Raw genomic sequence first — 26,981 nt, 5'->3', positions numbered from 1 at the left:
CTATCTCCATAATCACTAGTGTTAATTCTGGTGCAAAATACTCCGGGCATCAATGCGGGTGTATTGTCAAAAGACTACGGCATAAAATTCAATGTGCCTTCGGCCTCGTGTGTCTGTTCAAATTTATTCCGTTTCCTTTTGACAATACAGATACCCTCCGTTCTCAACAGCGCCATAATTAACACTTACAATTATGGAAAACATTAAAGACCAATCCAAGAAACTCGAAGTAGCGGAAATTCAGCTTTCCTACAAATCAAATGTCAAGGCATCGGATCGTCCAAAAATTTCCGGGTCGCGAGATGCGAAGAATGTGCTTATGAACTCCTGGGACTTATCGCGAATCGAACTGTTAGAGCAATTCAAGGTTCTTTTTACTAATCGTGCCAATCAGGTTCTCGGCATACTTGAGCTTTCCACCGGAGGTATGTACGCGACTGTCGTTGATCCAAAACTGGTTTTCGTCGCGGCATTGAAAGCGGGTGCCTCAGGTATCATACTTTCTCACAACCATCCGTCGGGCAACGTTATGCCTAGTCAAGCAGACATCGATCTAACAAAGAAGATTAAAGATGGCGCGAAGCTGCTTGAGATCCAGCTACTCGATCACATCATTATTACAAATGAGAAGTACTATTCATTTGGAGATGAAGGGCTAATTTAGCTCTTCATCTTATTCTGACATTTTGAGATTTCAACTTAGACTTTAATGTCATTAACTCATGATAGGCTTTCAATGCCTGCTTCATTATGGAGTCGTTGTCCGCTTCAATCTTTCTGCTACGGCGGTCGAGGATATCCGTGTACGACTCGAACGTTTTGTCTGACCCATCATCTAAGCCAATACTTCCCATGATCAGCGAATCAAGGTGCGGCTGGAAATAGCAATCGTCTATTCCTATATCATACAAAGCATGAAAAATCTTTCGGCTCTTTAGTTCTTCCTTGATCAAAAAAAGAGTGATTTGAGTCTCATCTGGCATTCTTACCAAAGGATAACGGGTTAGTTTAAGTTTCATGACGGTATAGGGAATAACCTATACAATTATAACAATAATAACCATAGGTAATAACCTATACCACAAAAATATTTTAGCTGTTTATTTGATAGTGGCAAAACAGCAAATACGAGTACGCTATCAAAAGCATCTTATTAAACTAGGCAAGCATATTCGCACCATCAGGGAAAGTCATGGCATTAGCCAAGAACAACTCGCTGCCGATGCAGAAATACCATACAGTAGTGTGAATGAAATAGAAGCAGGGAAGACAAATCCTACTGTTGCTTCTCTAATGGCTATTGCCGAAGCTCTGGAAATAAGTCTGAGTGAACTGGTTGATCATTAGGTCACAAATCGCAAAATTCGTCAACATATATTAATTTAGCATTTGTTGCATTTTTTCATCATTACGAATATCTTAGTTTAAACCATACCGAATCCCTAGTCACAAAAGCGTAGGTTTTAAGAATAATCATGCCGGCAGATCTAGTACCGTTGTCATTCTACGTGCTCAATATTAAGCTTCAAACAAATAAATCCAAGATCGACCGCGATCGGGAGTACTATTTGCTGTTTAAGAAATTAGCGGAACAACGCATCCATGAAAGAGTAAGTGCAGATCGACATATGATGATCTTTGATGCAAATGAAGGATCAAACTCAAAGGGCTTAAACTATTTGCGGGGGACTATTGGTAAAGGCATATACTTTGACAAACCTGGGACACGTGTTCATCTTTTAAGCAACACCACGGAATCGCAGTTCAGAGATAACGAGAATATACTACAATGGACAGCAACACACTATGTATTTATACCAGACGCACATCGCCTTTGCATTCTGAAAAAGAGTAAGATTACTATAAAGGATGTCAAAGTATTTTTACAACGAGCATTGGCAAGAATCATAGATGAAGACGATAAAATTATTGTTGAGATAGAAAATAGTGAAGACATTCTCAACGAAATTTACAGCGCGGATAAAATTAAAAGGCTTTCTTACCGCGTTACGTACACTAATGAAGACTTCTTAAAAAGCATGGGAGAGGAGCTGGATGAAACACTCCGTAACGCCGGTATTGGTGAAATCGCTGTTGATGCAAAAGCCGACCACAATGGCGAACTAAAAATAGAGAATGAGAAAATCCTTCAAGGAGGAATAGAATTAGCCAAAGATAATGGCATTGTGTCCGCGCGAATCGTGAAGAATGGAAAAATTAAATGGGTAACAACAAAGAAGACACCACTATTGGTAGAATACAAAACTAATGCAGACTCAATATATTCTAGCATTGTAAATTATATTATAGAAAAGTTCAGGCCCTCCCGCGATGACGAAGCAACCATTTGATGTTAATAAATTTCGTGCTGTACATATTGGCGGCTGGTCATTGCTTTGGTCAATCTACCAAGACAACAAACCTTTTCATAAAAGCAAAATTTTCTGGTGCTCCATAGCGGGTACAACCGTGGCTTTTGTGACGATTATTATCACTGAAAAAGAAATTTTTGGAGTTATCGAATATCTGTCTGCCAAAATAGTCGAAATAATGCCAGACATTCTCGGATTCAATCTTGGGGCTTATGTTTTATTGATAGGACTTAATTCTCAGTCCATATTAGATAAGATAACAATTGCCCAAAAAAATAGCGACTTTTCTCTATTTCAAAAGATGAGTAGTGTGTTTGCCGTTAGCATCTTAATCCAAGCTATTGCATTAATATATGGATATGGTGCTCAAACAGTAATTGAAATTGGATCGGACGTTAAAGTGACATTTCTCTTTGCTAAATGGGTCAACATCGTGTCATTCATCGGTCTGGCCTTTTTTTCATTTTTTTCTGTCGTTACAATACCGCAAATCATTTTTAATATTTTTCAATTTGGACAAATGTTACATTATAATATCGCCATTGAAAGAATGGTACGAGAGAATGCAATCGTAAAATCGGAACGACCAAAAAAAAACAAATCGAGCAGAAAATTAAAGCGATAGGCGGGAAGCCAATTCATGAAGAATTCTCTTGTGACTATACTGTGCCATTTGTCAGTCCCACTTCCGAAAGGTATGCTACTGACCAGTTAACGATATGGAGTCGACCTTTAAAATCTATACCCCGGACGATATAATTGGTGATAATGCGCTGGAAGTCGGGCGACGTATCATCGCATACACACCTGTCCTTTACGCAGAAATTAAAAAAAACATGCTACGACCAGTATCGAGCGCGATGTTATTCGTATACAATGGTCATTATTTTCTCGTTACAGCTGCTCATACAATGAGATTATTTCAACAATTAAGATTGGGTGTGGTTTTCGATCAAACGTTTCTAACAGTTGGTGGGCAGTCCGCGGTGACTGGAAAAGGGAATGTCGATCAAGATAAATTTGACATCGGTTTCTACCTTCTCGATGAAGAATTCGTTGCCCGGGTTAATGGCAGATTCTCTTTTTATGACTTGGCTAGCTTTAGCATTGATCACGAAGACGCTGAGCAAGAGCAATATTTGATCGCTGGACATCCTTCGTCGAGGATCTCGTTCAACGCTGACAAGAAAAAAATACAAATGTATCCTTTTATTTTCTTGACGAATCTTAATACCAACAAGTCACTATTTGATCAATATGGCTTCAAAAGAAAAAGTCATCAAATATTAGCATATCGGCCGAGACGAATCCATAATTACTTAACGAAAACTGCCACACAAGGACCTAAGCCTAACGGATTAAGTGGGTGTGGAATTTGGAGAACAACTAATTTGATTGACCACAATATCAACAACATTTCGTATTATCCTACTGCGCTCGTGATCGAGCACATCAGAGAGCATTCTGCAATAGTTGCAACACGAATAAATATCATAATCGAATTCATCAGATATTATTTCCCTTCAATTGGACTCCCAGAGTCAAAAAGTATTAAGGTAAATTGGATTATATAACATTCTATAATTGAATTCTCAGTCTTGTTGAAGCATTAAGCCGACGCTTGCTATTTGGGACCGATCCAAATATCTAAACGTTTGAGGAGGCGAAAATTTTGGAATCGATTTACGTACGAGATCAAGCGAAACTTTTTCGTCTAATTTTTCAATTGATGTCAGAACGATTCCGACTGCAAAACTGGAGTGTTTGAAATATTCGAAATATCGTTTTCTATCTATGCCCATCTTTCTTGAGTGACTTCGCCAAAATTGCTGTGGCGACTTTTTCATTATCCCTTGGACTACACAAGTGCCTACAATAGCTTTTTCAGGCAGGGTACTATAGATAATAACTAAATCCCCAATACTAACATTAGGCGAGGATTTTCTAAGTTCGATTGTTTTCGTTCCATTCAGTATCTTCTCAGCAAACTCTGGTCGCACAGAGATCAGCAAAACCTTACTCATTTTTTCCGGTCACGTAAATTTCCTTAAATATAGCAATTGAAACTTCAACTGGTGAGGCAAACGTATTTGTTCGTCTGTTATTCTTGATCATTATTTCATTAATTTTATCCAAGGTAACGACGTTTCTAAAAACTTCAGTATCGCTAAATTTCAATGCTTTAATCTCGGACAGAACCGCTCCGTCAGCCAGTTGGTAGATGTCTTTCCATTCATAAACTCCGAATCGCTTATATTTACGAAAAATATCTTTAGCTCGGTCGACATAAACTTCGTCGAGGTAAGATGTCGCTACAATACCTCGCGATCTGCCAATCACCTTTTCTTCCGAGCTTACGTACCAAAGAATTCTCGCAGGAGCTTTCTCTGACACGGGGTTCACACTTCTATAATAAATATTTTCCCGACTCCACGCTAAACTTGGTGTAGCGCCAAAGAGGCTCACATTAGCAATATAGAAATCGAACAATTGAGCCGCCCAAAGCGGTCGAATTGGAATGATATAAACTGGTAGATCGAGATCTTCGATTTTTAGCGGCCATAGTTTCCGCTCTAAATCAGCCACTAAATTTGTTTTGACCGTACCATCACTGAGCACAAACAAACTCGCTGGGATATTCAGTCCATTTTTGACGACTATATGTGACAATACGTCGCTCAACGGCATGAATCCTGTTAAGCATATCTTTCTCCATGCGGCGGCACAAAGGTCAAAACCCAACGCCTGCAGCATCAGCTTTTCATCATCTAGTAACTGTATTTCTTTTACTACGATGGTGTTACATGCCTTCCTAATGCCCAGTAAAATAATGTCACGAATTAGCTGCTGAAATAGCACACTTGAAATGTTGGTTCTTTTTATTCTTATGAATCTCACGATCAAATTGGATTCGTGAAGTACAATTCCATAAGAGGCAATCGCTTCTGCTGTTTTATCTCGAACAACACGGACGAGCCCCTTAGTAACGTCGTTCGCGCATTCCGAAATCATTGTTCGCAACTCCTGTCGTGTTTCATTTGGGACACACCCTGAAAAACTTCGAACTAAAGGTTCAATATCCTCACCCCGAATTCTCGAAGTATCGTAGTCTGCACCAGCGAGTCGAAATGATCGATAGTCCAATGAGTTTGAGACTTCATCAACTAACAATACAAATTCTACAGGGCGCAAAATTTCGATGGAATACTTTTGATACAAACTTTCGTTGAGATCGAGGAGTTCTTGGTCCAATGTCACAAAATACATTACTCCAGCAGCCATTGCCTCAGCTATTTGTTTACGATCTGATTCCGCGTTATCCGTCTTGCCCTTAATAAGAAGCTTTAGTTCTTCTGCGAGTCGGTCACGCAAATCAGGCCTAAAATTTATAACTTCAAATTTTCGCAGAAAATCGCGTGTCTTTTGCGCCCGTAACAAATTCTCATCGCGATTTATTTCGTTGAAAACCTCCTGCGTACAAACAAACTCAACTTCATCCTCTAGCCAGTCAGCCTCTAGTGAGTGGACTTCTGCACTTTCCCTTGTGGAAGACTCCGAGAGCTTGATCAAGACGCTAGAATCTAATACCGCTCGAATTTTCTGACCTTCTGACGGCAAATCTGAGAACAAGTTCGGATTACCAAAATCATATATCCATTTCACCAGATAAAATTCTTTCTTTGCTCGGCTGCGTTTTTTTGTCCGCGCCTTGAATCCGAATTTTTCCCATAACCTGGATGCATGAGAATAGTCAGCGCGACATGACAGCATCATTCCGCTAAAGACATCTTTGTACTTACCCTTTAGTTCCATTAGTAGAGAGGTTGAAATACCCCGTCCTTGATACTCAGGAGAAACACATAGATGGGTGATGCTAACGAACCGTTTTTTCTGAGAGATTCGGTATAACAAATACCCAGCAAGTTTGCCGTCATCAATCGCAGCAAGTATGGTTTTCCTTCGTGCATGTTGGTGAAACGCTCCTTCCGGCAACATTCCTAATGTTTGTTTGTTCTTGTCACCTAATGTGATGACTTTGTGCAACATTTCATCTCTGTGGCTAACTGAAGTAATAATCATTGGGGGTCGGGTTAAACTCCGGAATCAAATCGTGTTAATGATCTTTATTAAATATACTAAAACAGTATTTCATCCTAGATTTAATCTCCTTTTTAAAGCCTTCATATCCTCACTCACCTTCTGATCCAGAATCTTTGCATACTGCTGCGTTGTCCTCAGTGTCTTATGTCCAAGCATTTTACTCACCGTTTCAATCGGTACCCCGTTCGTTAGAGTAACTGTGGTCGCAAAAGTATGCCGTGCCGTATGAAACGTCATCTTCTTATTGATTTCACATCGGTCTGCAATCTCTTTTAAGTACTCGTTCATTTTCTGATTACTGGAGACCGGCAAGAGTTTCCCTTCATTCACACACTGCGGATGCTCTTTGTAAGTATCCATGTTTCTTCAGTGCTTGCGGTAAAAGCGGAACACGTGTTGCAGTTTCTGTTTTCACGCGTTCAGTATGAATCCACTTCTCACCATCGTGGCCAATCACAATATCAACTCTTCGTAATTTTTGTACATCCGCGTAAGCGAGACCGGTGTAACAACAGAAAACGAAAATGTCACGCACGGTAGCGAGGCGTTCTGCAGAAAATTTCAAAGCGATAATCTTATCCAGTTCATCTTGAAGTAAATACGGCCTATTCGTTTCGCGGATCTTTACTTTGAAACTCATGAACGGGTCTTTGTCAATCCATTCGTTGGCAACACAAATGCGAACGATCTTCTTTAATTTTTTGATTGTACCCATCGCGGTATTGTGATCCATGTTGCGAACGGATTTTAAAAAGAATTCATAGCTGGTAATGAACTGATGATTGAGCTTATCCAAAGGGATGTCGACTACTCTCTTGTGCTTCAAGTAATCTTCCAAAGAATTAAGCGCGGACTTGTATCGTTTCAATGTTCCTTTCGCATACTCTTTGCCAACGAGTGCTTTTATTTCTTCAACGTGTTCTTTGTAAACTTCCAGGAGCGTTTTGCAATCCTTGATGTCTTTACCTTGAAGAAAATTTTTGACTTTGTTGGCGGTGATTTCAATTCCTTTCAACATCATCTCGCGTTGTGCTTCAAAAACTCTTCCCTGAAGCATGTCGAGATAGTAATTCAATTCGCGTGTAGATTCTTTTTAGAATATACCATTCTGCAAGCTTTGTTATCCCACTTCTCAGGATCAACTTCTCGCTGCGTTGCCATTTCGAAACGGTCGCCTCCAACAGTTACTCTCATGTAGATCGGTGCCGGTCCACTCACATAGCTCGTTCTAGTTCTTAAAAAGAAGAGCACTTTCAATGATTTGTTCATCAAACAGAAATTTTAATGGTTAATAAATTTCCTTTGATGTCTTTGCTGAATCAAGATGTTCATTTGCTGAACTACTTGATAATGACCCTCTTCGGTGAGTTCTGGTGAGCAAAAATTTTCTGAGAGCTGCTGCTCCCGATCTGCTCACCAGACGATTGAGAATCGGTGACTTTTTCGAACTACGTTTAAAACAAAAAAGCCCACAAAAATCAATTTTGTGAGCTTTCGAGTGTTTTGGTTTGTCAACCTGTGATCCCGCTGGCATCTGATAGTTTACGCTGTAATTCCTTCATTTCTGCACTAATTTTCTCCTGAACTACCTTCGCATATATCTGGGTCGTCTTAAAATTTTTGTGTCCGAGCATTGAGCTAACAGTCTCAAGTGAAATTCCATTTGACAGAGTAACGGTTGTAGCGAAAGTATGCCGTGCTACATGGAAAGTTAGTTTTTTATCGATTCCACAGAGCGTTGCGACTTCTTTCAAATATCCATTCATGCGCTGATTTGTAATAACAGGAAATGATTTGTTCCGACTCACAGCCATCGGATTTGCTTTATACTTCTCAATTAATTGCAAAGCTTTTGGGAGTAGTGGGATGTTTGAAGGATTTCCAGTCTTTGTACGGTCTATGTTAATCCAGCATTGTCCGTCATTAGACAGCACAATTTGCTTCGGAGAAAGTTTTGTAACGTCAACGTGTGCTAATCCTGTATAACAGCAGAATACAAACACATCTCGTACCTGAGTTAGCCGCTCATTTCCGAGTACCTTTTGTTCAATAGCTTGCAACTCTTCTTTAGTGAGAAAAGTCCTCTTGGTGTCTTTTAGTTTTACTTTGTACGCTTTAAAGGGATCAGTGTGGAGCCAATCACGACGAACTGCATCATTGATGATTTTGCGGAAATTGCGAATGTATTTCAAAGTACTGTTGTGATTGCATTTTCTTACCACTTTTAAATAATGCTCAAAATCTGTAATGAAGGAATAGCTAAGTTTATCAAATAACACGTCCTCGACTTTATAGAAATATTTTAAGAAGTTAGAAACATGATCTTTTGTGGTTTCATACCGAGTGAACGTCGACTTTGAAAAGTCAATTCCAATTCTACTTCGTATGATTTCGTTGTGCGTAACAAATGCCTGGAGTAAACTTTTCTTATTTTCATTTATACCTAGTAAAATGTTTTTTATCATTTCGCCGTTCACAATATGATCCTTTTGAATTAAATCTTTATAGGCCTTGTGGATTTTGAAAATCCAAGTGTCAATAAGCGAATTGATCTCCCGTGCGTCTTCTTTCGTTCCTTTAACCCTACCTGCATTTGAATCCCATCTCTCTCTCTCTATCTTCCTTTTAATAGATATTTCCGTGCGCTTTCCATTAATGGTGATTCGTATGTAGATGATTGCTCCTCGCTCAAACATTCGTTTCTCATGCTTGATTGTTGCGATAACTGAATATGTTTCTGTTTTCATAAATCATTTATTTGCGGACAAGAATCCGATAACTTTATTTTGAAGATTCTGAATGGATTTTTTTCACAACGTGTGATGGTGTTGTGATTAGATTTTCAGGTAGTTATGAAGAAATCGGATCGTGTTTTGCGGTTGAGCTATCACGATCCGAATCGCGATCCTGAAATATGATTTTAGATGAATGTTTTAGGGGGGTATAAAAACAAAAACCCTTGAAATCATAAAGATTACAAGGGTTTGATTAGATTTAATAAGGCAATAGTGGAGCCGGAGAGAATCGAACTCTCGTCCAGAGAAGATAAGGAGGTACTTTCTACATGCTTAGTTGGATTTTCATTGTCGGAAGAAGCAAGGACACCAACATCCTAAACTTCGACTTATCTATTGATCTTAGCCGCGCTTAATAGCATCACACGGAGCAGTTCTGCATTACGACATCGCTTAACCAGCACCGGCAGATCAGAGGCACTGAGCGACGATGGCTTTCCCGATCTTATCGGGACGAGGCTAATCTATCCTTAGGACAGATTAAGCAGCCATGGCGTAGTTAGACTCGCCAAGTATGATTCGGAACTATCTTTCAAGGCTCTCATCCCACGAGCCTGCATGCTTACATACATCATTACGCATCCTGTCAAAACCGGTCGGCCCCGGTGTGTCTTCAATGAACATCTCTAATCAATTTCCTGCCGTTTGAATTAGAAGGTTACAAATATAACGAAAGTTATCGGTATAAGTTATCGGTTATCAGTTATTCGTTGTCGGTTGTCGTTATCAGATTTCAAAGATTTTAAAATTCGTTATTCGCACGCGGCGCGCTTAGTCATCAGGACAAAAGCCTCCCCTGTTCAGGGTATGAGCCTCCACTCCATAGGGTATTTGCGCTAAATTCTTTATGCATTATTCTCTTATGTTATCCGCCTTCCACATCTTTGTCGCGTTGAGATTCTCTCAACTAGGTTTGGGTATAAGGGCTCATCTGGGGAGATGAGCCCCTTTGGGTTATAATGAACGATGATGTCGATGAATAAGATTGCTCTACTATTAATCTCACTAGTTTTTATCGGTGCAGTTCAAGCGCAAGAAGTATCGCAGCATTTCAAAATATACAATACAAAAACAAAGTCGATTGCTACGTTAGAAAATATTGTAGAACACGCAGGCGACTTCGATATTATATTCTTCGGCGAAGAACATAACGACAGCATTGGACATGTCATGCAAGACACCTTGTACAAAGCACTACTTGCCGCACACAAAGATGTTACGTTGAGCATGGAGATGTTCGAGCGCGATTGTCAGATCGTAGTCGACGAATACGTTGCCGGTATAATTACCGAGCAGCAACTCATTAAAGAAGGACGTGCATGGAAAAATTATCGCGACTATGCCGGTCCTGTAAACACGGCACGCGCACTTCATCAAAAAGTTATCGCCGCCAATGCGCCGCGGAGGTATGTTAATCTCGTGAGTCGAAAAGGTTTAGCGTCGCTCGATGCGTTAGAAAAAGATGCTAAACAATATTTCGCTTCGTTGCCTATCGACACTGTAAACGCACGCTACGCGGAACGATTTAAAACAATCATGGGTGGTCATGTTCCTAATCGCAATATGTATTACGCGCAATCTCTATGGGATGCGACCATGGCGGAGAGCATTTATGAAGCCTGGAAAGTGAATAAGAAAACAAAAGTGTTTCACCTCAATGGCAAGTTTCATACTGACGAACGCTTAGGAACAGTGACACAGCTTGAACGAATAAACAAACGCGTGAGGATAACCACGATCAGTTGTTTCCGCGCCGATGATTTCAATAGCCCGGACTGGACAAAATATCAGCACCTCGCAGATTTTATTATTCTAACCGATCCGGCAATAAAAGCAACTTTCTAAATGTTGCTGCTAACACGCTGCATCTCCTAGCACTCACCTTATTTTTACCGAGACATTTTTCCACATTCACATGGGAGAAATTTTTCTTCAACGTGGCACATGTGATGTTCATTGCTTAACGTCTGACATTAAAGGCGTTTTAGCGAACGAACTGTAAACGCTTCGTGTGACATTTGGATACAAACTGTTCAGGCTTCAAGTTTGAACATCGTTTTTATCTAAATACAATTTTTATATGCAAGCAAAAAGATATCTAATCGCGATGGTCGCATGCCTGTCACTCGTTGTAGGTTGTTCGGATGATGACGATGATGATGACAACGACAATCCTCAAACCGGCGCGCCCGTTGAGACATTACCTGCTAATACAACTTACAAACCTGCGTTTACAGGGCAGACACGTATTGGTAGTGTTCAAACCACGACGCCTATCAAGGCAACTATTATCACATCAGAACTTGAAAAACCTTGGGGTGTTACAAGTCTTCCTGATGGACGTCTTCTCATCACCGAGAAGGCCGGCAAACTTCGTATCGTAACAACCACAGGAGAAATCAGTGATGCGCTGCTTGGCGTACCTTCAGTAAACGCAGAGGGCCAAGGTGGATTACTCGGACTTTGTATCGATCCGCAGTTTAACACTAACAGAATGGTATACTGGGCATTTTCTGAGTCGAGTGAAGGCGGTACGCACACGGCGGTAGCAAAAGGTAGATTATCGAATGATGAGAAGAGCATTGAAAACGCTACGGTGATTTACCGTGCAGCACCAAGTTACAACGGCGATCTGCATTATGGCGGTCGCGTAATCTTTGACGGCAGTGGAAATCTTTTCGTGAGCACGGGTGAGCGATCAGATCTCGCAACACGACCACTGGCACAAGCTACTAACGCTGCACTTGGAAAAATTATACGCATCACAACAGACGGTGAACCCGCTGCCGGAAATCCCGACTTCCCAGGGGATGCACTTCCGGAACTATACAGTATTGGTCATCGAAATCCGCAGGGCATTGCACGTCATCCTGAGACGGGAGATCTCTGGCAAAGCGAGCATGGACCGCGCGGTGGCGATGAAATCAATCGCGTTGTTGCCGGTACGAATTACGGATGGCCAACCATCACTTATGGTATTGAGTATACTGGTGCAACCATCGGCGACGGTATCCAGCAGAAAGATGGCTTGGCGCAACCTGTTTACTATTGGGATCCTGTGATCTCACCAAGTGGAATTACTTTCTATGATGGTGATCGTGTTCCCGAGTGGGAAGATAACTTATTCATTGGCGCGCTGAGTGGAAAACATATCGCACGATTGGTGATCAACGACGACAACAAAGTAGTTGGCGAGGAAAGATTACTAGCCGATCAAAATCAACGCTTTAGAGATATTACGCAAGGTCCGGATGATGCGCTCTATGCCGTTACCGATGAAGGTCGATTGTATAAAATCGATCGCGAATAAATGCTGCTGCTGAATTATTTTTAGATCAGTCGAACAAAAAAGAAGCCTTTGAAATTGCCATGTGAATTTCAAAGGCTTTCGTTTTTACTAAATGTCCGCGCAGCGTTGATGCTATCTGTAGATATTAACATCTCTACCTTAGCGCTACTTCGTTCTCGTGCTATCGGCCCAACTTACTTTTGGTGATCTATAAAAATCGATTTCCATTTTTCTCCAAAGAACGGCGTGGTTTGCAAGTCGTACTTTATAGTCCTCCCAATTTCTCACGGCGGAGGATGTCCAACCAATCTCGGCTATTCCTGGCAAGCGTGGAAAAACGAGATATTCAATGTCGTCCATCGTGACAACGGTCTCAGTCCAAAGTGGTGCTTCAACGCCCATAATTTGCTTACGTTCAATCTCACTGACGAGCGTTGTTGGGTCCCACATGTATGAAGAATCAACTTCAATGTAGGCAGCCCAATGCAAACCGATGCGTGATGTCGAATCATACTGCATATCGAGATAAGCTTTGGTGGAAGGAGAAAAAATAATTTTCGCACCTTTCTCCGCCGCAGTATTGGCGTGATCCTGAGAATGCCAAAACTGCGCAATGGATGTCGAATCAAGATCTGCCTGTGCGATCTCTTCCCATCCAATCATGATCTTTCCATTGGCATTTACGATTTCTTTGAAGCGATTGATGAACGTGATGTAATCAGCTTTTTTAGTTACTGCAGCTTCATCTCCGCCTACGTGGAAATAAGGTCCCGGCGTGATGGAAGCAATCTCACGGATCACATCCTCTACGAATTTAAATGTCAATTCTTTCTTGATACTAAGTGTACTAAATCCCACTTCCGTTCCGATGTGTGGCCGACCCGCTACTGGGCGTGGTTTCGTAGCTTCAAGAACAATCGATGGACCCGGTAGAAGTTCACCAGGATACGAGACCAATGCGGCGTTGATGTGACCAGGAAGATCGATCTCAGGGACGATCGTGATAAATCGACTCTGTGCATAAGCCACGATCTCCTTGTATTGTTCTTGCGTATAAAATCCGCCTTTTCCTCCACCGACTTGACTTTGTCCGCCAATAGCCGTGAGGTTGGGCCATGATTTGATTTCGATTCGCCACCCTTGATCGTCACTGAGATGCAAATGAAGAATGTTGATTTTATAGAAGCTAAGTAAGTCGATGTAACGCTTAACATCTGCTACGGAAAAAAAGTGACGAGCTACATCGAGCATTGAACCACGCCAAGGATATTCCGGATGATCCGTGATGGTACCTGTCGCTACTTCCCATTCGTCGCGGCTGCTCTTATCATTTTTATCGGCAATGATCTGACGAACGGTTTGAATTCCATAAAAGATACCGGCAGGCTTGTTAGCAACGATTTTAAGTTGATCTTCGTCAATCTGCAACGTATATCCTTCACTTCCCAAATCAGCAGAACCACCTTCGAGGGATAAGACGATCGCACCTTTCGTTACGTTTGTCGTCAGCGTTGGAGAAATGCCGGTTATATGCTGAAGATTTTGTGCGAGATATTTCGCGACGTCTTGCAACTCGGACGCGGCAACAATGGTCGTACTTTCTGTGATGAGAAAAGTTTTTCCCGTGGATGTTGTTGCATTCGGTTTTGGAATCACCCGTTCGAAAGCAACTTTCGCTTCTGGTGACGTCACCCTGGGAGAGTCACAACTTGTAACCAATAAAATGGAAGCAGTAAATGTAGAGAGCGCACAAAAGTACGACAGACGTGAAAAGGACATAGATTTTTATTTTTACAAACTCGAATGTAAAAAAATTATTAGCCCTCTATCCTCCGTTCACAAAAAATAGCGCGCACACTTTTCGCACACTAAAAAAAGTGTTGCTTCCATCAAAGGCACATCACACACCGCATTACGGCTAAAAATCGTTATCGGTCGTTCATAAAAAAAGCGCACGGCAACAATACCATGCGCTTTATCTTGTAGTCAAACTAAAATTAGAACGAATGTCTCAATGTCACACCGTAGGTTCTCTGATCACCAAGAACACCAGCATAATGACCAGCATTTCCGCCCGCTACGAGTAATTGCTCGTAGTAGTTTTTGTCAGTGAGGTTGCGTGACCACACAAAGACCGAAGTACCCGCAGAGATCCGGAAACCTGCGCGTGCGTTGAGAAGTAGATAGCCATCAACGTTCAGGAATTTCGATGGGGTCGGGCTCGATGAAAATTCTGAGCGATAGTATGAATCCAATCCAATAAAGAATGTCGATTCCTGGCGCAAGAATTTCGCCGGTGTTGAAAACTCTCCTCCTACAGACGTAGACCATTTGGAAATACCTGGCAGGTCTTCACCTGAAATATCTTTCAAGTAAACGGGTTTCCCCTCACCATCCGTAAGTCCTGTTTCTTCAAGTGGCAGCGGTGCATTTGTAAACTTCTCATAAGTGCCTTCGGTATAAGCTACCGACGCATAGAAAGAGAAATGCGTGTTCGCTCTAATGTTCGCATCAAGTTCGGCACCACGAACGTTTACTTCTTCTGCGTTAGCGATGTAACCTCGGTTAACGCCCGGCTCAGGAGACTGCACATTTGCTTGATAATTTTTAATGTCCGTATTGTGAACAACAAAGTTTAATGTGAAATTATCAAACGGTGTAGTCTTCACACCGACTTCAAGATGTTTCACGTCTTCGGGTTTAATGACCGCGAGGTCCGTCGCTGCGGCTCCACTAATGGTTGGAAGACCCGCGACATTCACACCTACTGGCTTAAAGCTTGTTGAATATGTTGCGAATGCATTTACGTTTTTGTTAGCCTGATAAGCAACAGTGAGTTGATAGGTCAAATTATTTTCATCTGCATCGGCCTTATAGTTCTGGCTTGTATACACGCCGTTTTTTGAATTTTGCAAAAACGTCTTGTCTGCTTTAGAACCTGCATAGGTCGCAGTATCCAATCCACCATATGCTCTTCTGTCGTAAGACACATCTTTCTTATCGTAGTTGAAACGGATACCAGGGAGGATATGTAATTTATCAGTGACTTTCCAATCTATGTTAGCAAACGCCGCAGCACTCTGCGATTTGATAGAGGCTTCTGTGCGGATACCAAAACCTTCAAATAGCCCTGGTGTTTGCCAAAGTGGATTCGTTGAACTTTGTGCAAAGCGCCACTGATCGCGCCCCGATTCTTCTGTCCCATGAATCTGTACTTCCTGATCGATGTAGAACAGCCCTACTACACCACTAAGTTTTTCTGATATCTCACCAGCATAACGTATTTCTTGAGACCAGTTTTTATGCTCGGCAGGATTTTGTGATTTCGCAAGCGCCTGAAGTCCGGTGAAATCTCTGTCGTTAGACGGATCCCAGTTCCAGTAGCGATACGCTGTTGTAGCGGTAAGCGTACCTGGCCCAATTTTCGAATCAATATTAAGTGACACGCCACCAAGATCGTTACCCGATCTCCAAGGCGTATCATGATCTATCTTGCGATCAAATGCATTGCTGCTGGGCAACGAATAATTGAGATCGCTGATGATGGTACTAAACTGTCGAAGTGGTGCACGTTTAGTTTCTACTACGCCGGCAACAACTTGTGCATATCCATCTGGCCGTTGCTCAGTAATATCCCCCGACAGTGTGATGGTTGTTTTCTCTGACGCTTTATACAAAAGCTGTAAGCGACCACCGATGTTATTGATATCGTTCGTGTACTTTCCCGTGTTTACATTTTCAATTAAGCCGTCACGTTGTGTTCCAGAAAACGAAAGGCGCGCTGCAAACTTCTTACTTAACGGTCCTGTAACAGAAGCCTTCGCCTGAATGTATCCATAATTTCCGTAGCTTACTTCAAAGCTTGCTCCGGGTGTGAAGCTCGCTTTACGTGTTGTGATGTTGAACGCGCCTGAAGTAGTATTCTTTCCGAACAACGTTCCTTGAGGGCCGCGTAAAACTTCGATTTGCTCTACATCGATGAAGTCGAGTGTTGCCGCCGCAGGACGTGCGTAGTAAACACCATCTACATAGAAACCGACGCCTGGATCAAGACCATCGTTGGTTAATCCAAATGGAGATCCGAGCCCGCGAATGTTAATCCCTGTGTTACGTGGGTTTGAAGAATAAAGCTGAACAGAAGGAATTAGCTCTTTCACGCGGTTTACATTGAACGCACCAGTTTGTTCAATGGCCTGACCTCCAACAATAGAAATTGGAATGGGAACATCCTGCGCTGTTTCATTACGTCTTCTTGCTGTCACCACAACTTCGCTAAGAAGATTATCAGCATTGAGTGTTACTTCAAGCGCTTCATCGCTCAATTCATAAATCTGAATTTCTTTTGTTTGAAAAGAAGCAAAGCTCACACGAATTGTAAACGGAACTTCTTTTGGTGGTGTGAGTTTGAACTCCCCATTGGCGTCTGTTACAGCGTAAAGACTATTTTGTCCTTTCACCAATACAGTGGCTCCAACTACGGGAGAACCGTCGGTATCTTTCACTATTCCAACTACTGCATCTTGTGCCCATGCCGTTGTAGCAAAAAGCATCCATGCGAAAACGATTTGTAATTTTCGAATCATACTAAATAAACTTGTTAAATGAGATACTTGAGAGGTCTGGCATTTTGCGATAAACCATACCTTGGGTTGTCAAACGCTTACATGCAATGACAATGAATACAACACATCGCTATTGGTGTTGCATTGGCAGTAGACCACTACCTACAACAGCGGTTTGTATACATTTTCATGGCTGAATCGGGGTTAAAGTTTTCCATTGTATTCGAAGGTATGTCGCTCGATAAAATCTTTACATTCATTAGCGACTGCGTTTTGAAGCGAATTCAATAAATTTTTCCTTCTCAAAATGCTTTGCCTCGGGAAGCAAATAACCAAACTCATGCAGATATGATTGGCCATGTTCATTCACCCACTTCAGAAAATTTATTGCCTCTTGGTTGACGATTTGTTTGTCGACAGACAAGTGAAGATATTCAATGGGAACATTCTTGATATCGCTTAGGTCTTTCTTTTCTAACGTTTCAATCACCACGTTCAAGTCACCATAAAATTTTTCTTCGTCATTAATTTTTCCATTGCCATTCAAATCGACCGGTATGACCGTAAGACCTTCAACAGGCTTGCGTGTTTGTTGATCGTAGATGAGTGCCAGCGGTAAATACGTTACACCGTTTGGATCGCGTAGGGTCGCTTTCAGCAGATGTTCATCAGCACCGGCGATAGTTGTTCCTTGAAGATCTTTCTGCTGAAAATCGAAATACTTGGCAAAAACAAATGGCACACCGGCTTTCTGTTGTCTTGTGTAAACCGTGTACGGCACGTCAATATTTTGTCGCTGATCCTTCTCTGCAAAAATGTCGTTGAAGTAAATCTGTTTTAAAAGTTCTTTGGTTAGTCCCTTCTCTGAAAAGTGTTTCGCGAATGCGGAGCTGCTCGTGGCTACAGGAAGCACGGCATATCTACCAACATTTAAATACTCTCTGTTCTTTTTGATTTCGTCATTTGGTTGGTAAACCTCTGCAAGGACATCATACTTGGTCGGATCCGCTGAACCTCTCGATTCAATCACAATTTGCACGTCAGGAACAATCTTGTTGTAGTCGTCGATCCATTTCTGAACAAGCTTATACGAAAACCTATTTCCGGTGACGACAACAATTTTTTGAGTCGGCGATGAATTCGCGCTGTTGGAATCAACTTGTGCCCAAGTCGGCAAGGCCACAACGATGGCAAGAATAATTGCGAGCACATAAATTCTACTTAAAACCATGTTTATCTATCGATTTGGTGGATATTTTGCCAAAGGTAATTTTAAATACTACTAATCCAATAGACTATTGGGGGTTTGACGCAGGTTAGTTTGATATAAAGAATAAAAAACCGCGAAAACAGCTCAAAAACCACATTTTTACCGGTGTAAAAAAATCAAAAAAAAATACGTCAGGAAGATTCGAGTGGTTGAAATCTCACGACATGTCGCCAGCGACGGATTGTTTTCATGGAAGATTTTTGCGCATACGTGAGTAGAAACAGCACACGCGATACATTATTAACTGGCAACAAAAAGCAAAGATCTAATGCCCGTCAACTTTAACACCCGTGAACAACATCATCCCAGGCAAAAGATGAGATATTTAGTATTGATACTCGCAACGCTTTTTATTAAAGCTGCCTATGGACAATCCTTTTACGTGGTTGACGGAAAGGTAATCGACGAGACAACGAATGCTGGTATTCCTTTCGCCTCAATCGGTATCGAAAAGCAACCGTATGGTACGAGCACCAACGCAGACGGCGCATTTACACTTCGTATTCCTGAATCAATCCATGACTCCGTTATCATCACGATATCGTGCACCGGCTATGAACCAAAAAAAATTCAAAATCCATCGCAGCAAATAACGATTGCCTTGCGCCCATCGGTGATCCAACTAAAAGACGTGTTGGTGATGAGCGAAGATCTTCGTCCGGAGAAAATCGTGCAGCGCGCATTCAACGCGATGAAGAAGAATTATAACACCAAACCTTTTTTATACAAATCGTTCTATCGTCACTACTGCAAAGATGGCGGTATGTACGGGCGCATCATTGAAGCTGCGATCGATGTTTACAAAGCGAAAGGTTATAGAATTCAGCAGCACACACCGGGACAGCGAGAAGAAGTTCGCGTAACACAGCTTCGCAGAAGTTATGATAACACCAAAATCAACAGTACCCATCATCCGATCGCGCTTTATAGCGTCATGGCGGCGGATCCTGTTGGCTATCAAATCAAAACTTCACAGGGAAAATTTGATTTTGTTAATGAGTATCAAGTAAGCATGCTCCGACGAAGGTTGAAAGACTTCTCCTTCACATATGAAGGGATTACCGCGTATGATGAGCAAGACGTCTATATCATTCACTACGAACATCATCAAGATACGCTTAACAATGCGACGTTCAGCGCGCGACAGTCGGGAACACTTTACATTAACACGAAAGACTACGCAATCATCAAATCGGCGTGGACACGCTATACTTCTCACGACACAATCGAAGCCGTATCTACCTATAAAAAATTCAACGGCAAATACTATTTACAGTACGCTTCGAAAGAAGGACGTGCCTATAACAAACGCGAGCGCTATCAACATCATTACCATCTTGAGTTGATGACAAGTGAAATTGTACTTCAAAGCTTCGAAAAGTTTAAAGGTAAAGAACCCAACCGCGAGGGACTCTTGAAAGTGAATTATGATTCGACATTCTGGAATTCCTACAACATTTTAAAAGCCACGCCACTCGAAGAATCCATCGCTGCCGACCTTGAGCAGCACCAGCCATTGAAAACACAATACGGTGAATTTCTTGCTGCTGAACGCGACCGCGTTTTGGGCGGGAAGGAAGATGAAGAAAACTTCAATGCGCATTTGAAAAAGATCAGCGGAATTCGTCCGGTTTACATTGTTCTATGGGCCAGTTCGTGTGGACCATGCATTCGCGAGATGTACGCCGCAAAGTCGCTTTACGACGAATACAAGACGAGAATTTCTTTTGTCTATGTGTCGCTTGATCACGACATCGACGCGTGGCGTAAAATGATTAAAAAACTCGCGTTGGAATCATCCACCATAAAACATTATCGTGTCGGCCCACAGGGTGATGTCGTTACAACGTTTGATATTACTTCCATTCCACGGTACATTCTGGTCGATCGCCAGGGGAATTTTGTCAATATGAATGCGCCAGCGCCCAATGATCCTTCGCTCATGAAAGCTTTTGAAAGCGTGCTTGGACAGTAAAATCAAGACACGGTAATCCTTCAATTTACGAATCACATCTCATTGGCACGCGGAAAAAACGGACGCCAAAAAAACTAATTAAAAACTGCGCGGTACAGCTTTTAGCTTTCTGCTTTCTGCTTATCTTGCGCCCTCGCATGGAGAATTTTGTTGTATCAGCACGAAAGTATCGCCCCTCGGGTTTTGACGAAGTGGTTGGCCAAGAGCACATTACCACTACGCTCAAAAATGCTATCGACAACAGCAAGCTTGCACAAGCACTTCTTTTCTGCGGTCCACGTGGTGTGGGTAAAACAACTTGTGCCCGTATCGTTGCCCGTCTTATCAATGGGTTTGAAGAAAAGGCTGAAACGAATTCGCTGAACATATTTGAACTCGACGCTGCGTCTAACAATTCTGTGGAGGACATCCGAAATCTGATTGATCAGGTTCGTTACCCGCCGCAGTTTGGAAAGTTCAAAGTGTATATCATCGACGAGGTTCACATGCTTTCAAACGCTGCCTTCAACGCCTTTCTGAAGACGCTTGAAGAGCCGCCATCATATGCCATCTTCATATTGGCAACGACAGAGAAGCACAAGGTGATCCCGACGATACTTTCACGATGCCAGATCTTTGATTTTAATAGAATTCAGATCAGCGACATCGCGAATCACCTTAAGAAAATTGCACAGCACGAAGGAATCCCTGCTGAAGATGAGGCCTTGCACCTGATCTCACAAAAAGCAGATGGTGCCCTTCGCGATGCCTTGTCCATTTTCGATTTGATGGTGACATACGCCGCAGGCAAAGGTGTTACTTTCAAATCTACCCTTAGCAATCTTCATATCCTGGATTATGATTATTACTTCCAGGTAATTGATTCCCTACTTTCGCAGCAACACACGCAACCGCTGTTATTGTTCGATGAAATTCTGCGCAAGGGTTTCGACGGACACAACTTCATTGTTGGACTAAGCGAACATTTGCGTAACCTCCTTGTATCTCAAGATGCACGCACGGTGCAATTGATGGAAGTTCCTGACAGTGTGAAAAAGAAATATGTTAGTCAAGCGCAGACGGCAAATCCATCGCTCTTGCTCACATGGCTCAACATTGCTAATCAGTGCGACATCAACTACAAGAGCAGCAAGAACCAGCGTCTTTCTGTAGAACTTGCGTTGATGAAAATGGCGCACGTAGGATCTATCATCCGTCCAGATCAACTGGCAGCACTGTCTTCTCCGGAAGCAGCATTAAAAAAAAAATTAGTGTAAGCGACGAAGGGTCGGCCGTCGAAGAGACCTCAGCACCGTCAGCTGAGGACACAACGCCATCGTCTTCCGTTACAACAACGCCCACAAAACCAGTAGCCGAGAAAGAAAAAACTGCCGCAACATCAACCGAGAGTAGCGGCGTTCCAACGTTGAATATGAAACCTGATTACGCAGAGAAATCACGTTTCAAAGACGCACCTAAAACCACCGTGAAACTTTCTGGGCTTCTCAAAGTAGAGAAGAAGGATCCAAATGCTGTTGCAGAAAACAAGATTGCACCAGACGAACCCTTTACGCCAGAACAACTGCAGAAGGTGTGGAATGAGTTTGCCGAGGGACGTAAAAAATTTCAAGCAGAGCATCACTTGTTATCACAGCCCTACGAACTCGACGGCACTACCATTACGTTGCACATCCATAATCCAGTACAAGATCTCATGTTGAATAACGTGCGCTTGGAACTATCGGCTTTTCTACGCGAACGTTTAAAGAACAGCAGCATCTTACTATCGGGTAAACTGGTAGAACAGGATGCACGAAAAGTGATCTACACACCACGCGAGAAGTTCGAATACTTGCTCGAAAGAAATCCGATGCTGCGTGAGTTGAAAGATCGCTTAGGATTGGATACCGATTTCTAATTCAATTCAACACAATTTATCTTTTCATCATCTCGTCGTACGTTAGCATTTCTGCTGAACTGCTACTACTCTTCAGTACATTCATTTGAAAAAGTAATCCTAGTGCGGTCAGCGAGAACATCGCGATGTAACCACAACTTAGTACCGTAAAGTTTGGCGCGAGTGATGTTTGGTACGCGATGATGTCATACCCGAATGTGATAATACCAATGAGGATACTCGCCATTAAAAACCACGCACCTGGATAGCCGTAGAATAGTGCGCGAACTACAAGAATGGCCCCATAGATCACCGTGATCGCAGAAATCGAAACGAACAGCGAAACAGATTTTGTAAACACGGCTGGTGAAGTAACCATTGTAAAAATGGCGAACACCACATTCACACCAACAAGAACATAAGTCATCAACGGTTTCGCTCCCATTTTTTTAAATAAGTGATGGAGGAAAGCGGTTGCTGTTATCATAGCAACATAGAGCGTCATGTATTCTGTTCTAACCAGGAATGTCCACGGAAGATCTGGGAACCAATCCATAACTACATAAAGATTTGAAAAGAGAGCACGCAGCGACCAATTCACACCAAACAATCCGAAGTATAACGACACGGGTTGTCCGCGAACAAAATAAATCACAATGAAAATAATCCCGAATAGTAAAAGCAGCCCCGATTCAAAAGTGCTGATAAGTTTAGACACTGTGAAAGTGGCCTGAGTATTTTCAGGCACGCCTAAGAAAAGCTGTTCTTTAATTCCGCCCTTTGCGTGATGAAAGTTTGCGATCTGTAGCAGAATATGAAGCGTATCGTTTTTTGCTGCCTGAAATTTTAGAAGCTGATGGTTCCATGATGGAATGGTTTCCTCTTTGTTTCTTCCCACGGTGCCAACACGAGCAACTACATTGTTATTGATGATTAGCGTGTAAGCATTATATAGCTGTGGTACTTCCAATGTAAACTCTCCTATACCTTTGGGCACGATCACCGAGAGCCCGTAGGTTCCAAATCCTTTTCCGCTTCCATCCTCACGCGTGCTATTCCACAATGCCGGTACGATCAAATCGCGTTTGGATGCTGAATCAGTGTTGTGTACATCGACAAGTTGATTTGGATAAAACAACCAATACCCCGCGAGTGGAAGTCGGGCCTTTTTAAAATCCCACGTCCGCGCATCAAGAACACCAGATTCCGCTTGAAAGCGAACTTGCGATTTCACCACCAAAGCCATCGTAACTAGTCCGCAAAGGAGTAGCCACTTACAATGAATTTTCATTATAAAATATTAAACGCCCAGAAAATAACGGGTGGGAGGAAAATCTGCCTTTTTTGTCAATCGCAGCGAAGAAGGGGGTTGAGCTGCTCAAGACGCGAAAGGCGCTTTGTTGGTTTTAATCGAAATCAAAAATACTCGAAACGAGCGACACTTGGTAAGGCGGCAATGAAAAAATTGTTTGAAACCATATTAATCCGGTATAAAATAGGGTCTTCTCCATTGCGGAGCCTCGCTTTTAACTGATTCAGCGAATATTCAAAAATTAAATACGAGGATTTAAAATCTACTCTTCAACAAACAATCCCCAGCCATCTCCTTCTTTCGGTGATTGATGGAACGTTTTAATCCAAGCGAGGAATAGCGATCGAAAACTGTCGATCTCTTTTCGCAGCAAGTGCAAATATTCTGCTGGCATCACACCTTGTAGCAGCAATGACGCAGTTTTTGTTTGCAAGCTGCGTGCGTGAATTTTGATGAGCACAGCGTTCTCCATTTTGATAATGAAATCATCGACTGCTTCAGCACCAACAATTTTCACGGTTATCATCATGGCATCTTCCAGCATAAAATTTCCATGAATCAATTTCACATCATCTTTCTCTATTGAATCGACAATGCGCTGTGTTAGTTCACTGATTTCTTCAGCCTTCTGAAAAATTGGCAATGCTTCGACGCGTCTTCGCTCCTTCTCTGGATCAAAGTCGTCATCTACGCCGTCATTTTCATCTTCTTCATTCCACATAACTGTTGATTAAAGATGTTGTTTATGAAAGATAGTGACGTGGGTAACATATTTCATGTATACCCGGTTTCGATTTTCCTGTTAAGTTTTGTTCGTCCGCTAAAACAGCCCGCCGCTTTTTCGTCTCGTACTTCTGCGGCGTGGTGTCGTTGTACCGAATAACATCCCAAATACACCTCGCACAATTTCTTTGCCTACCTGTTTTGCTACAGGCGATGAGATCACCGACTCGAAAGTAGACTTTTCTTGTTTGCGTGACGTCGCTCGCGGCGCTTTCTCTTCACGTTCTTCTTCTTGCTGTTCCGCCTCGGCTTTCATGCGCTCACTGAGAATTTCAAAAGCACTTTGCGGATCCACAGCATCTTTATACTTCTTGTAACCTTCTGACTCTTCTAATGTCTCTTGATATTCCGCTGCCGTTAACGGTCCCATCAACGAGGCTGGTGGTGCTAAATGTGTTACCACCGTTTCCGTCGGAATGCCTTTCTCATTTAAAACAGTGATGAAGGCTTGTCCCGTGCCGAGCTGCGTAAACTGCTGCTCCATTTCATAGAATTCCGATTTCGGAAATGTCTTGATCGTCTCCTTCAACGCTTTCACATCGTTGGGCGTGAAAGCTCTGATCACGTGATGAACACGATTACCAAGCTGCGACAACACACTTGCTGGCACGTCTTGCGTGAGCTGAGTACAGAAAAATATACCAACACCTTTTGAACGTATCAACCGAATGATCTGCTCAATCTGATCCATAAATGCTTTCGGTGCATCTTTGAAGAGTAGATGTGCTTCATCTAAAAAGAAAATTAGCTTCGGCTTGTCGAGATCACCGGCCTCTGGAAGTCGCTGATAAATTTCGGCCAGCAACGCAAGCAAGAACGTAGAGAACAATGCAGGTTGCGTCTGAACATCCGACACATTGAGCAAGCTTATCACCCCGCGACCATCTACTTTTTGAAAGAGATCGTCTACATCGAAAGAGGTTTCGCCAAAAATTTGATCGACGCCCTGTTGCTCAAGTGATACTATTTTTCGCAGGATGGTTCCTGACGATGCGCTTGAAATTTTCCCATAGTCATTTTTTATTTCCGCAGCACCTGCCCCTTCTGTAAGGTGATTAAGTACTTTCTTTAAATCATTAAAATCGACAATCGGAAGATTTTTATCATCAGCGTATTTGAAGACTACATTCAGTACACCTGTTTGTGTATCGTTCAATTCAAGAATTTTACTCAAGAGCACAGGGCCAAATTCTGTCACCGTAGCACGCATCTGCGCACCTATCTTCCCGCTAAGCGAGTAGAGTTCGACAGGAAAAGCTGAGGGTTGATATTGCACACCGAGTGCGTTAGCGCGTTCGGTGATTTTTTCATTCGTGGCGCCTTCTTTCGCAAAGCCAGAAAGATCGCCTTTGATGTCTGGCATAAAAACAGGGACACCCGCTGCCGACAATTGTTCAGCGATCAACTGGAGTGTTCTTGTTTTGCCGGACCCCGTTGCTCCTGTTACGAGTCCGTGTCGGTTCATCATGCGCAGCGCAAGGTTCACTTTGGCTTCACCAACGATACCACCTTCAAATATGCCTGCGCCGAGGTAGATTGACGGAAGTGATGTTGTGTACGACTTATTTACAGCTTCGATAAACTTTTCCTTAGACATCTTTCAATGATATTTAATTCTGACGAATGTACTTCACGCTAATAAAATAAAAAAGCCCTGCTTTTTTTGCAAGGCTTTTCGATTGACACTTACCTGTTTCCAACGAGCCGTTACTTCGGATCTTCAAAATTCTGGAAGCTATAAGCAAAGCCAATGGTGAGCGCTTGACTTAATTGAACTTCATCATCTTGATCGAAATCGTAAACTAGAATTCCACCCAAGCCAACAGTGATGAAGCGATTGACTTTCGCCGTGAGATTTACATCAAGACGATGATCGATCTTTTTTACTGCGAAGTCTTCATAGTTTGCATACATCATATAACGCCACTTTAAATTCACGTTTTGCATGATGTCTTTGTTGAATTCAGCTAGGAGTTGAAATGCAAACCATTCAAATCGCGTCGTCTCGGCTGAATCAAGTCCATAAGGATTTGGACCGAGTGTCGGATAAAAACGTTCCGGATCATTTACGATTGTTAGACGTGGAGCGAAAGGAGATATTCTCACTTTAAAATAATCCTTCGGATGATATTCGAAACCAATGGCACCGGTTACAAATGCAGGCGCGAGAAAATCTGAAATGAGAAATTCTTGTTCTACTCCAGCGGCATCGTCTTCATACTTATAGCCAGGAGAAAACTGCGAAAGGAAGTTAATGGAGGAGAATAGATCCCATTTGTCGCTTAATTGATAACCGTATTTTGTATCGAGATAAATACGGTCGGTTGTTTTTCTGAAGCCTTGTCCAGCGTTGTTCACAAAGCCATACAGAAGGTCGATTTCATTATCCCAGCTATCGCGATTTTTTTTGTAATTGAGTTTGTAGTTAACAAGGCTTGCAAAGCCCAATGAGTTGATCCCCCCGGCACTCCAGTTCGAAGAGAACGAAGCTTGGTTGACATTGAAGTTGAAAACAAATTTCCGTTTCCAACTTGTGGTAGTATCGGGTTTAACAATCTGTGCTTGAACAGAAGCAAACGAGCCGATGCACAATAAAAAAATGATGAAATAGGAAGTCTTCTTCATGCTAAAAAGGTTTTAAAACGA

The 26,981-nt window shown here is 42.3% G+C and carries 24 protein-coding genes and 1 other RNA gene; 10 read left to right on the top strand and 15 right to left on the bottom strand.

The window, feature by feature from the left end:
* Positions 1 to 193: 193 nt before the first annotated feature.
* Positions 194 to 664, top strand: coding sequence for a JAB domain-containing protein (locus tag DQQ10_RS12735; RefSeq protein ID WP_112747246.1), 471 nt, complete (start codon positions 194 to 196; stop codon positions 662 to 664).
* Between the two features lie 4 nt (positions 665 to 668).
* Here DQQ10_RS12735 and DQQ10_RS12730 read toward each other — a convergent pair whose 3' ends face one another.
* Positions 669 to 1,019: a hypothetical protein gene (locus DQQ10_RS12730; protein ID WP_112747245.1), complete on the bottom strand. Its 351-nt coding sequence runs from the start codon at positions 1,017 to 1,019 to the stop codon at positions 669 to 671.
* 91 nt (positions 1,020 to 1,110) lie between these two features.
* On the opposite strand from DQQ10_RS12730, the gene DQQ10_RS12725 reads away from it, so the two are divergent.
* The 4 genes from DQQ10_RS12725 to DQQ10_RS12710 all read left to right on the top strand — a co-directional run bounded on the left by DQQ10_RS12725 (position 1,111) and on the right by DQQ10_RS12710 (position 3,946).
* A complete protein-coding gene (locus DQQ10_RS12725) occupies positions 1,111 to 1,347 on the top strand; it encodes a helix-turn-helix domain-containing protein (protein WP_165823915.1) in 237 nt (78 codons plus the stop codon).
* Positions 1,348 to 1,475: 128 nt separating this feature from the next.
* The gene (locus DQQ10_RS12720) at positions 1,476 to 2,351 is read left to right on the top strand and encodes a DUF4747 family protein (RefSeq protein WP_112747243.1); all 876 of its coding nucleotides are present in this window, start codon (positions 1,476 to 1,478) and stop codon (positions 2,349 to 2,351) included.
* Positions 2,332 to 2,997 (top strand): hypothetical protein, encoded by a 666-nt coding sequence (locus DQQ10_RS12715; RefSeq protein ID WP_112747242.1) that lies wholly within the window; start codon positions 2,332 to 2,334, stop codon positions 2,995 to 2,997. The genes DQQ10_RS12720 and DQQ10_RS12715 overlap by 20 nt, the downstream gene beginning before the upstream one ends.
* A 94-nt stretch (positions 2,998 to 3,091) precedes the next feature.
* Positions 3,092 to 3,946: a hypothetical protein gene (locus DQQ10_RS12710; protein WP_112747241.1), complete on the top strand. Its 855-nt coding sequence runs from the start codon at positions 3,092 to 3,094 to the stop codon at positions 3,944 to 3,946.
* An 18-nt stretch (positions 3,947 to 3,964) separates the two neighbouring features.
* On the opposite strand, the gene DQQ10_RS12705 is transcribed toward DQQ10_RS12710, so the two are convergent.
* The 7 genes from DQQ10_RS12705 to ssrA form a co-directional block, all read right to left on the bottom strand.
* The gene (locus DQQ10_RS12705) at positions 3,965 to 4,396 is read right to left on the bottom strand and encodes an ASCH domain-containing protein (protein WP_112747240.1); all 432 of its coding nucleotides are present in this window, start codon (positions 4,394 to 4,396) and stop codon (positions 3,965 to 3,967) included.
* Positions 4,389 to 6,452 carry a GNAT family N-acetyltransferase gene (locus DQQ10_RS12700; protein WP_112747239.1) on the bottom strand — a complete coding sequence of 688 codons (2,064 nt, stop codon included), beginning with the start codon at positions 6,450 to 6,452 and terminating at the stop codon, positions 4,389 to 4,391. The genes DQQ10_RS12705 and DQQ10_RS12700 overlap by 8 nt, the downstream gene beginning before the upstream one ends.
* Before the next feature lie 69 nt (positions 6,453 to 6,521).
* Positions 6,522 to 6,761, bottom strand: coding sequence for a tyrosine-type recombinase/integrase (locus tag DQQ10_RS28415; RefSeq protein WP_221409720.1), 240 nt, complete (start codon positions 6,759 to 6,761; stop codon positions 6,522 to 6,524).
* Between the two features lie 34 nt (positions 6,762 to 6,795).
* Positions 6,796 to 7,548: a site-specific integrase gene (locus DQQ10_RS28110; RefSeq protein WP_112747237.1), complete on the bottom strand. Its 753-nt coding sequence runs from the start codon at positions 7,546 to 7,548 to the stop codon at positions 6,796 to 6,798.
* Positions 7,545 to 7,742: an Arm DNA-binding domain-containing protein gene (locus DQQ10_RS28105; RefSeq protein WP_112747236.1), complete on the bottom strand. Its 198-nt coding sequence runs from the start codon at positions 7,740 to 7,742 to the stop codon at positions 7,545 to 7,547. Before DQQ10_RS28105 ends, DQQ10_RS28110 begins: the two co-directional genes overlap by 4 nt.
* Before the next feature lie 242 nt (positions 7,743 to 7,984).
* On the bottom strand, positions 7,985 to 9,220 hold the full coding sequence (locus tag DQQ10_RS12680) for a site-specific integrase (RefSeq protein ID WP_112747235.1): 1,236 nt from the start codon (positions 9,218 to 9,220) through the stop codon (positions 7,985 to 7,987).
* A 259-nt stretch (positions 9,221 to 9,479) separates the two neighbouring features.
* Positions 9,480 to 9,872: a transfer-messenger RNA gene (gene ssrA, locus DQQ10_RS12675) on the bottom strand.
* 371 nt (positions 9,873 to 10,243) lie between these two features.
* Between ssrA and DQQ10_RS12670 the strand changes: the two genes are divergently transcribed.
* Positions 10,244 to 11,113 (top strand): ChaN family lipoprotein, encoded by an 870-nt coding sequence (locus tag DQQ10_RS12670; RefSeq protein ID WP_245970394.1) that lies wholly within the window; start codon positions 10,244 to 10,246, stop codon positions 11,111 to 11,113.
* Between the two features lie 235 nt (positions 11,114 to 11,348).
* On the top strand, positions 11,349 to 12,578 hold the full coding sequence (locus DQQ10_RS12665; protein WP_112747233.1) for a PQQ-dependent sugar dehydrogenase: 1,230 nt from the start codon (positions 11,349 to 11,351) through the stop codon (positions 12,576 to 12,578).
* A 144-nt stretch (positions 12,579 to 12,722) separates the two neighbouring features.
* On the opposite strand, the gene DQQ10_RS12660 is transcribed toward DQQ10_RS12665, so the two are convergent.
* The 3 genes from DQQ10_RS12660 to DQQ10_RS12650 all read right to left on the bottom strand — a co-directional run bounded on the left by DQQ10_RS12660 (position 12,723) and on the right by DQQ10_RS12650 (position 18,350).
* Positions 12,723 to 14,336: a beta-N-acetylhexosaminidase gene (locus tag DQQ10_RS12660; protein ID WP_112747232.1), complete on the bottom strand. Its 1,614-nt coding sequence runs from the start codon at positions 14,334 to 14,336 to the stop codon at positions 12,723 to 12,725.
* A gap of 218 nt (positions 14,337 to 14,554) precedes the next feature.
* Entirely contained in the window at positions 14,555 to 17,140 is a 2,586-nt protein-coding gene (locus DQQ10_RS12655) for a TonB-dependent receptor (protein ID WP_112747231.1), read from the bottom strand.
* A gap of 238 nt (positions 17,141 to 17,378) precedes the next feature.
* Positions 17,379 to 18,350, bottom strand: coding sequence for a substrate-binding domain-containing protein (locus DQQ10_RS12650; RefSeq protein ID WP_112747230.1), 972 nt, complete (start codon positions 18,348 to 18,350; stop codon positions 17,379 to 17,381).
* 355 nt (positions 18,351 to 18,705) lie between these two features.
* Between DQQ10_RS12650 and DQQ10_RS12645 the strand changes: the two genes are divergently transcribed.
* The 3 genes from DQQ10_RS12645 to DQQ10_RS27940 all read left to right on the top strand — a co-directional run bounded on the left by DQQ10_RS12645 (position 18,706) and on the right by DQQ10_RS27940 (position 22,261).
* On the top strand, positions 18,706 to 20,364 hold the full coding sequence (locus tag DQQ10_RS12645; RefSeq protein WP_165823914.1) for a carboxypeptidase-like regulatory domain-containing protein: 1,659 nt from the start codon (positions 18,706 to 18,708) through the stop codon (positions 20,362 to 20,364).
* A 137-nt stretch (positions 20,365 to 20,501) separates the two neighbouring features.
* Positions 20,502 to 21,620: a DNA polymerase III subunit gamma/tau gene (gene dnaX, locus DQQ10_RS12640; protein ID WP_112747228.1), complete on the top strand. Its 1,119-nt coding sequence runs from the start codon at positions 20,502 to 20,504 to the stop codon at positions 21,618 to 21,620.
* A gap of 155 nt (positions 21,621 to 21,775) precedes the next feature.
* On the top strand, positions 21,776 to 22,261 hold the full coding sequence (locus tag DQQ10_RS27940; protein WP_112747227.1) for a hypothetical protein: 486 nt from the start codon (positions 21,776 to 21,778) through the stop codon (positions 22,259 to 22,261).
* A 16-nt stretch (positions 22,262 to 22,277) separates the two neighbouring features.
* Here DQQ10_RS27940 and DQQ10_RS12630 read toward each other — a convergent pair whose 3' ends face one another.
* From DQQ10_RS12630 to DQQ10_RS12615, 4 genes are all read right to left on the bottom strand, one after another.
* On the bottom strand, positions 22,278 to 23,531 hold the full coding sequence (locus DQQ10_RS12630) for a 7TM-DISM domain-containing protein (protein WP_112747226.1): 1,254 nt from the start codon (positions 23,529 to 23,531) through the stop codon (positions 22,278 to 22,280).
* A gap of 283 nt (positions 23,532 to 23,814) precedes the next feature.
* Positions 23,815 to 24,273: a hypothetical protein gene (locus DQQ10_RS12625; protein ID WP_112747225.1), complete on the bottom strand. Its 459-nt coding sequence runs from the start codon at positions 24,271 to 24,273 to the stop codon at positions 23,815 to 23,817.
* 99 nt (positions 24,274 to 24,372) lie between these two features.
* On the bottom strand, positions 24,373 to 25,932 hold the full coding sequence (locus DQQ10_RS12620; RefSeq protein WP_112747224.1) for a helicase HerA-like domain-containing protein: 1,560 nt from the start codon (positions 25,930 to 25,932) through the stop codon (positions 24,373 to 24,375).
* Positions 25,933 to 26,042: 110 nt separating this feature from the next.
* Positions 26,043 to 26,960, bottom strand: coding sequence for a DUF3078 domain-containing protein (locus DQQ10_RS12615; protein WP_112747223.1), 918 nt, complete (start codon positions 26,958 to 26,960; stop codon positions 26,043 to 26,045).
* Positions 26,961 to 26,981 lie beyond the last annotated feature (21 nt).

Origin of the sequence: Pseudochryseolinea flava (assembly GCF_003286915.1) — a bacterium.
GTDB classification, from domain to species: Bacteria; Bacteroidota; Bacteroidia; order Cytophagales; family Cyclobacteriaceae; genus Ohtaekwangia; species Ohtaekwangia flava.
Note: the sequence above shows the minus strand (reverse complement) of the source record. Positions and strands in the feature narration are given on the sequence as shown.

Bases quoted from the DNA above. Each gene is read 5' to 3' on its own strand.
- DQQ10_RS12735 (WP_112747246.1), top strand. From the start codon at position 194: ATGGAAAACATTAAAGACCAATCCAAGAAACTCGAAGTAGCGGAAATT.
- DQQ10_RS12730 (WP_112747245.1), bottom strand. From the start codon at position 1,019: ATGAAACTTAAACTAACCCGTTATCCTTTGGTAAGAATGCCAGATGAG.
- DQQ10_RS12720 (WP_112747243.1), top strand. From the start codon at position 1,476: ATGCCGGCAGATCTAGTACCGTTGTCATTCTACGTGCTCAATATTAAG.
- DQQ10_RS12715 (WP_112747242.1), top strand. From the start codon at position 2,332: ATGACGAAGCAACCATTTGATGTTAATAAATTTCGTGCTGTACATATT.
- DQQ10_RS12710 (WP_112747241.1), top strand. From the start codon at position 3,092: ATGGAGTCGACCTTTAAAATCTATACCCCGGACGATATAATTGGTGAT.
- DQQ10_RS12705 (WP_112747240.1), bottom strand. From the start codon at position 4,396: ATGAGTAAGGTTTTGCTGATCTCTGTGCGACCAGAGTTTGCTGAGAAG.
- DQQ10_RS12700 (WP_112747239.1), bottom strand. From the start codon at position 6,452: ATGATTATTACTTCAGTTAGCCACAGAGATGAAATGTTGCACAAAGTC.
- DQQ10_RS28415 (WP_221409720.1), bottom strand. From the start codon at position 6,761: ATGAACGAGTACTTAAAAGAGATTGCAGACCGATGTGAAATCAATAAG.
- DQQ10_RS28105 (WP_112747236.1), bottom strand. From the start codon at position 7,742: ATGAACAAATCATTGAAAGTGCTCTTCTTTTTAAGAACTAGAACGAGC.
- DQQ10_RS12680 (WP_112747235.1), bottom strand. From the start codon at position 9,220: ATGAAAACAGAAACATATTCAGTTATCGCAACAATCAAGCATGAGAAA.
- DQQ10_RS12670 (WP_245970394.1), top strand. From the start codon at position 10,244: ATGAATAAGATTGCTCTACTATTAATCTCACTAGTTTTTATCGGTGCA.
- DQQ10_RS12665 (WP_112747233.1), top strand. From the start codon at position 11,349: ATGCAAGCAAAAAGATATCTAATCGCGATGGTCGCATGCCTGTCACTC.
- DQQ10_RS12660 (WP_112747232.1), bottom strand. From the start codon at position 14,336: ATGTCCTTTTCACGTCTGTCGTACTTTTGTGCGCTCTCTACATTTACT.
- DQQ10_RS12655 (WP_112747231.1), bottom strand. From the start codon at position 17,140: ATGATTCGAAAATTACAAATCGTTTTCGCATGGATGCTTTTTGCTACA.
- DQQ10_RS12650 (WP_112747230.1), bottom strand. From the start codon at position 18,350: ATGGTTTTAAGTAGAATTTATGTGCTCGCAATTATTCTTGCCATCGTT.
- DQQ10_RS12645 (WP_165823914.1), top strand. From the start codon at position 18,706: ATGAGATATTTAGTATTGATACTCGCAACGCTTTTTATTAAAGCTGCC.
- dnaX (WP_112747228.1), top strand. From the start codon at position 20,502: ATGGAGAATTTTGTTGTATCAGCACGAAAGTATCGCCCCTCGGGTTTT.
- DQQ10_RS27940 (WP_112747227.1), top strand. From the start codon at position 21,776: ATGAAACCTGATTACGCAGAGAAATCACGTTTCAAAGACGCACCTAAA.
- DQQ10_RS12630 (WP_112747226.1), bottom strand. From the start codon at position 23,531: ATGAAAATTCATTGTAAGTGGCTACTCCTTTGCGGACTAGTTACGATG.
- DQQ10_RS12625 (WP_112747225.1), bottom strand. From the start codon at position 24,273: ATGTGGAATGAAGAAGATGAAAATGACGGCGTAGATGACGACTTTGAT.
- DQQ10_RS12620 (WP_112747224.1), bottom strand. From the start codon at position 25,932: ATGTCTAAGGAAAAGTTTATCGAAGCTGTAAATAAGTCGTACACAACA.
- DQQ10_RS12615 (WP_112747223.1), bottom strand. From the start codon at position 26,960: ATGAAGAAGACTTCCTATTTCATCATTTTTTTATTGTGCATCGGCTCG.